Source organism: Pedobacter sp. Leaf216 (assembly GCF_001421515.1).
Lineage (GTDB): Bacteria > Bacteroidota > Bacteroidia > Sphingobacteriales > Sphingobacteriaceae > Pedobacter.
Genome location: NZ_LMKM01000030.1, coordinates 1 through 4,940, shown reverse-complemented (window position 1 = coordinate 4,940; position 4,940 = coordinate 1). Strand labels below are relative to the sequence as shown.

Genomic DNA, 4,940 nt, shown 5'->3' with positions numbered 1-4,940 from the left:
CGACACCCTTGTCTCGAGCTAACACTTCCTACTGCTAAGCGTGTTCGGGACTTGAACCCTATAGTCGATTGCCATGCCCGGCGCACGAAAAAAAATGGTGCAGAATAAATCTGCACCATTGAATTATGGATTTTGTGGTAGATTGGCCAACTCAACTACCTGCTCAGGGATGGGAAGCGTAAAACCTGTACTGTTGGCCAGGAGATTGTAAACTATACCTTTTGAAGTCCTTGTAAATGAAATGCCTGCACCCTCTTTATTTAGCCTTTTAACATCTATCCACCTTAGCCCACGCAAAAGCAATTCTTTCCTTCCTTCAAGCAGGATCTGTTCCAGCACCGCATTTCGATCATTTCCTGTTCTTTCGATAAATCATATATTATTAATACTGATTTTGTAAATGAGATCAGCGGGCATAAAATATCGTTGGGCAAATATGAAGTGCTGATGACTCCACAATACAAAACTGCATTCATGGAATATGTAAGTCGTGGCATCCTGGTATCCAAGCGGTTCCAGTAAATATAATCCTTTTAAACCTACTGTTAGCAGAATAATTTAGGAACAGTGGAATTAATTATTCCCGACAGATTTAGCGTCAAACCTATCTTCATTTAGAAACAAATGTGTGGTTACCGTAGTTACCGCCGTTATTGTTGTTGATGTTGGATCGCCTGTATTCATGGTATCATCACGTTGTGAACGAAAAATAAATACCGTTTTCCTTCCTGTTTTTATATTGCTAATTCTTTTCATGGAAGAAAATTAGCTTTCCAAAATGCTTAATAACATCAACTTATGTAATGCAGCATTCTACTGTTGCCAAACCCAATTTTAACATAATAAAAATGAAAAACTGGTTACTTAGCTACCGTTGGCACATCATCGCCTGGACTATTTTTATCTTATATGAATACCTTTTTGTTGTTTTGATTCTTCAGGTATGCAGTCCGATACTAACAAACATCATCCATTATGCAATTAATATCTGCTTATTTTATATTCATTCAAATCTTTTATTGGCTAGGAACCTGGAACATAAAAAACCTGCACATTTAAAACTCATTGTGCTTATTATTTTTGAGCTGATCAGCTATACGTTTATCGCCTACCTGGCGGATGAGATAAGAATCCGAATTCCTTTAAACGCAATTCCGAAAAGCATAATGATTAATTGGAGATTTATATCTTCTACACTTTGGAGGGGAATTTATTTCATGCTATTTGCAACGACGTATTATTTCTTAAAGCGTTATATGGCTCAAAAGCAACGAACAGCGAAATTGGAAAGGGAAGCTATAGAAAAAAAATTAAAACAGAAGGAGACGGATATTGAATTAGCCAATGCAAAAAACGCTTATCTAAAAGCGCAGATTAATCCGCATTTCCTCCTTAATACGCTTACCTATATATCTAACAATACCCATAAAACAGATCCCAGAGAAGCTGAAGCGGTATGGTATCTATCGAAACTGATGCGCTATGCAATGGAATGTGAGCATGGCCCTGAAATTATGCCATTGGAAAAGAGATCAGGCAGGTTGAAAACCTTATGCAATTAAGCCGAATCAGGCAAACTGCTATTTTTATCGAATTTAGTTACGACAGTGATATTGAACAAATACATACCATTCCTTTGCTGCTGCTCAGTCTTACCGAAAACATGATTAAACATGGAAACTTAAGTCAACCAAGCGATCCGGGGAGAATTTCGTTGAAACTAAAGCAGAAATATTGACCATGGAATCATCCAATTTGATTAACACCGGATTAAATGACACGGGTTTTCATACGGGATTGGCAAACATTAGGCAACGATTACTGCATGCCTATGGAACACACGCCGAAATTATTACTGAAGTAAACGGGCAGTATTTTAAAGTTTTGATCAATATCTAAATGGAAAATATTTTAACTGAAATAAAATCAACCGATCACTAAAATTTAGACCCTTCGCATTAAAACTTTGGTTTATTTACACCACATTTTCACTATAAATTAAATCTACCTTTTTTCCCATCTTTTTCTGGATAACTTCAAAATGATCTAATTCATCAGGACTAACCAGCGAGATGGCTTCTCCAATTTGCTCTGCTCGTCCGGTTCTACCAATTCTGTGTACATAATCTTTTGGCGATCGTGGCAATTCATAATTAATCACAAATGGAAGCCTATCGATATCAATCCCTCTTCCTATTAAATCAGTGGCAACCAAGATCTTAAGTTTACCCGATTTAAAAAGGTACAAAGCTTCGGTTCGGGCTCCCTGACTTTTTTTACTATGGATCGCTTTTGCATCGAAATTATTTTTACGGAGTTTATTAACCACCGCATCAGCCGCATGAACGGAGGAAGTAAATATCAACACTTGTTGCATTTCGCGACTACAGATCAGTTTACGTAAAAAAGGCCCTTTATTTTCATTTGACACAATGTAAGCAACCTGCTGAATCTGCTCAATCGAATCTTCCTGCTCTTCGATTTTTATTACCAGCGGATCGTGTAATATTACCTGGTGAATCAGTTGAATATCTGCATTTAAGGTGGCTGAAAAAAATATATTCTGGCGTTTTTGCGGCAAAAGTGAAATGATTTTATCTACTTCTTCCTTAAAACCCAGGTTCAGCATTTTATCGGCTTCATCTAAAACAAGCGTTTCTATATCCGATAAAGATACTGCGTTGGAAGCCACCAATTCCAATAATCTTCCAGGAGTAGCAATAACTATGTTTGTTCCCTGAAGAGCCGTCATTTGAGGGTTGATGGAAACACCTCCATATACTGCAACTGCCTTTACAGGGACATTGAGCCCTTTGTTAAATATTTTGAAAACATCTTTCACTTGCTCGGCAAGTTCGCGTGTAGGTACCAACACCAATGCATTAACGTGCCTGTTTTTAAGCTTCGGTGCCTCTTTAAGATTCATTAAAAGTGGCAGTACATAGCTAACGGTTTTACCAGAACCTGTTTTAGCAATTCCAAAAACATCTTTTTTGTTCAATATTGCTGGTATAGCTGCTTGCTGGATCGGCGTAGCTAAAGTAAAATGCTGATCTGATAATACTTTTAATAAATCTGGAGACAAACCCAGAGACGTGAATGACATAAATTCGTTTTCCTCAAAATTAAACAAAAATAGCCATTAAATATTACCTCACAAAGTAGAACTGATGTTAATGCCAGCAACAATTTTATTAATAGTTTAAATTAAAAGATGCAAAGGTTGCATACGCAGCCTTTGCAAGATTTATTCATCCCAAAATAAATCCACAGATATTTGCTTTATGATTCAACGTGCATTAAAAAAAACAAATTAAAATTAGGTTTGATTGTATTCGTTTAATCAAATCCTAAAAAGCCAATCAATATTGCTCAGCTTAATAATTTAGGGTGTTTGTTCCCTTTTAGGTTTTTCATCATACTTACTGATGCCTGATAATACATAACCAATCATAGCACCTAGCAGCGTTGCTACAGTTTCGCTTTTGAGCATACATTCTAAAGATAAAATTATAATACATGGGAGAAAAAATGCACAGCAAAGAAACTGTACAGTTCTGGCTCCTATTGATTTGTCTTTACTATTGCGCGGACAACAAGGCCGATAATGGTGATCAACATGATCAAAACCATTCCAAATTCTATTATTTCTTTAAAATCTTTGGTGTTGAACATAAGCGATTGGGGGGTTAAGAAAGTGAAAAACCGATGAATAATATCTAAAGCAATAAGATTGGGTATCGATGGGGAAAACACATAATAATAAGCCCATTAGCGTATCTCAGATTCGCGAGTTCACGGCTTAATCAATTTAAAAATTCTTTCTGATAAAGCAAAAGCCGAATTCACCTGCTAAAACCACGGCAAGTGTTCCATAAAAATCTAAGCTGCACAAAGCATTAGGATTCTGAGGATCAAAGTTGTATTCTGTACCTAGCTTATAATAATACATATTGGCATCTGGCGTATGATCACATCCATTATTACATTTTATTTACATCTGTGAGCCTTATGAAACAGCCTCTACCCGTTGCCTGTAAACATTTAATATCTCTAAAAGTAGACTGGTTACCTGTTCTGCTTTAAAGCAGATCTCCTTTAAAAACACCAATATTTGAGTAAAAGATATTGAACCCGTCTGCTGCAAATGATTTACAGCCAGTTTCGGTTGAGGCTTCTGCAGTAAATACCATAAAAATGAAAGAGATTGCAGCAATGCAGCTTCTATATCCTTTCCACAACTTAGCCATCAGACAAAGGCTTAAGTTCCGCAACACTTTCATGAATAATAAATTAGATAGACAAACAGTGTTGAGTTTCTTCAGGAACGTGTTGATCTTTTTGAGCAGATTTATGCTTATCTGCAACAGGGTTATAGCGCAGAGAACCTTACATACATAAATCTTTTGCTTATGCAGTATCTTTCAACATTTATTTATGCTGAGCGGTTAAAAATTAAATCGCCACAAGATAGCCACGATGAGATCGAAAAATCAATTCTTTTTATGCAGGAGCATTTAAACGAAACTTTATCTCATTCTAAACTAGCCTCATCTGTAAATTTATCAAATAGTCATTACTCCGCTATCTTCAAAAGGAAGACAGGCTTTCCGCCAATTGAATATTTCAATCACCTCAAAATCCAAAAAGCTTGTAGTTATTTGCAATTTACAAAATTAAGGATCAAGGAAATTGCTTTTAAGCTTGGAATTGATGATGCTTTTTATTTTTCGATGTTTTTTTGATCCCAATTTAAGGCTTGATCGGATCAAGCGGAAAAGTTGGGGGCAGTTAAACTCTAGGCATATATTTTCGATAATCTGAATAAGAARAACTTAATATCCCTTACACCTCTCGATGTTGCTCTAAAGGCTTTGATCTTKGCATTGAAAGATTCTGCAGAAGCATTTGTAGCCCTGTTAATAAAGAAGTTAAGGATA

The 4,940-nt window shown here is 36.2% G+C and carries 9 protein-coding genes; 4 read left to right on the top strand and 5 right to left on the bottom strand.

The window, feature by feature from the left end:
* Positions 1-123: 123 nt before the first annotated feature.
* Both ASE74_RS18300 and ASE74_RS18295 read right to left on the bottom strand, forming a co-directional pair.
* A complete protein-coding gene (locus ASE74_RS18300) occupies positions 124-339 on the bottom strand; it encodes a hypothetical protein (RefSeq protein ID WP_055912198.1) in 216 nt (71 codons plus the stop codon).
* Between the two features lie 234 nt (positions 340-573).
* The gene (locus tag ASE74_RS18295) at positions 574-756 is read right to left on the bottom strand and encodes a hypothetical protein (protein ID WP_055912196.1); all 183 of its coding nucleotides are present in this window, start codon (positions 754-756) and stop codon (positions 574-576) included.
* A gap of 92 nt (positions 757-848) precedes the next feature.
* On the opposite strand from ASE74_RS18295, the gene ASE74_RS18290 reads away from it, so the two are divergent.
* The 3 genes from ASE74_RS18290 to ASE74_RS24815 are packed head-to-tail and all read left to right on the top strand — an operon-like array spanning position 849 to position 1,899.
* The gene (locus ASE74_RS18290; RefSeq protein ID WP_162235826.1) at positions 849-1,562 is read left to right on the top strand and encodes a histidine kinase; all 714 of its coding nucleotides are present in this window, start codon (positions 849-851) and stop codon (positions 1,560-1,562) included.
* Entirely contained in the window at positions 1,553-1,738 is a 186-nt protein-coding gene (locus ASE74_RS18285) for a hypothetical protein (protein ID WP_055912192.1), read from the top strand. The genes ASE74_RS18290 and ASE74_RS18285 overlap by 10 nt, the downstream gene beginning before the upstream one ends.
* A 2-nt stretch (positions 1,739-1,740) precedes the next feature.
* Positions 1,741-1,899, top strand: coding sequence for a hypothetical protein (locus ASE74_RS24815; protein WP_157255480.1), 159 nt, complete (start codon positions 1,741-1,743; stop codon positions 1,897-1,899).
* Between the two features lie 76 nt (positions 1,900-1,975).
* Here ASE74_RS24815 and ASE74_RS18280 read toward each other — a convergent pair whose 3' ends face one another.
* A complete protein-coding gene (locus ASE74_RS18280) occupies positions 1,976-3,106 on the bottom strand; it encodes a DEAD/DEAH box helicase (protein WP_055912189.1) in 1,131 nt (376 codons plus the stop codon).
* Between the two features lie 976 nt (positions 3,107-4,082).
* Positions 4,083-4,250, bottom strand: a complete 168-nt coding sequence (locus tag ASE74_RS24810) for a hypothetical protein (protein WP_157255479.1) — start codon at positions 4,248-4,250, stop codon at positions 4,083-4,085.
* 162 nt (positions 4,251-4,412) lie between these two features.
* Between ASE74_RS24810 and ASE74_RS18275 the strand changes: the two genes are divergently transcribed.
* Positions 4,413-4,745, top strand: a complete 333-nt coding sequence (locus ASE74_RS18275) for an AraC family transcriptional regulator (RefSeq protein WP_235526157.1) — start codon at positions 4,413-4,415, stop codon at positions 4,743-4,745.
* Positions 4,746-4,798: 53 nt separating this feature from the next.
* Here the strand turns inward: ASE74_RS18275 and ASE74_RS18270 are convergent.
* On the bottom strand, positions 4,799-4,940 hold a 142-nt coding region (locus tag ASE74_RS18270; RefSeq protein WP_055912187.1), incomplete at its 5' end, for a transposase.